The 827-nt window shown below is 65.4% G+C and carries 1 protein-coding gene; it reads left to right on the top strand.

All coding sequences use genetic code 11. The features are described 5' to 3' along the window. Positions 1-827 (top strand): arginine deiminase family protein (locus AAA069_RS09955; protein WP_349128272.1); only part of this gene is annotated, 827 nt, incomplete at both ends.

Raw genomic sequence — 827 nt, forward strand, 5'->3', positions numbered from 1 at the left:
TCCACGACCCTCGACTCCCTGGTCAACTCCGAGTCCGAGTCCGACCTGATCATCGACCCGATGCCCAACCTCTACTTCACCCGCGACCCGTTCGCGGTCATCGGCGAGGGCGTCAACCTCAACCGCATGTACTCGGTCACCCGCAACCGCGAGACCCTGTACGGCAAGTACATCTTCAAGTACCACCCCGACTACAAGGACGTCTCGCTGTACTTCCGCCGCGACTGCCAGTTCCACACCGAGGGCGGCGACGTGCTGAACATCAACGAGAAGACCCTCGCCGTCGGCATCTCCCAGCGCACCCAGGCCGCCGCGATCGACGTCATGGCCCAGAACATCTTCTGGAACTCCGACTCCAAGGTCGAGCGCATCCTGGCCTTCGACATCCCGGTCTCGCGCGCCTTCATGCACCTCGACACGGTCTTCACCCAGATCGACGTCGATAAGTTCACGATCCACCCCGCCATCATGGGCACCCTGCGCGTCTACGAGCTGACCGCCGGCAAGAACCCGGGCGACGTGAACATCCGCCTGATCGAGGACACCCTCGAGCACGTCCTGGAGGACGCCACCGGCGTCGACCAGGTCAAGCTGATCCCCTGCGGCGGCGGCGACCCGATCGCGGCCTCCCGCGAGCAGTGGAACGACGGCTCCAACACCCTGTGCGTCGAGCCCGGCAAGATCTGCGTCTACGCCCGCAACACCGTCACCAACGACGTGCTGTACAAGGAGGGCCTGGACCTTCTCGTCGTGCCCTCCGCCGAGCTCTCCCGCGGCCGCGGCGGCCCGCGCTGCATGAGCATGCCCTTCTGGCGCGAGGACCTCTA

The sequence above is a fragment of the Collinsella sp. CLA-SR-H006 genome, assembly GCF_040097075.1.
Classification (GTDB): Bacteria; Actinomycetota; Coriobacteriia; order Coriobacteriales; family Coriobacteriaceae; genus Collinsella.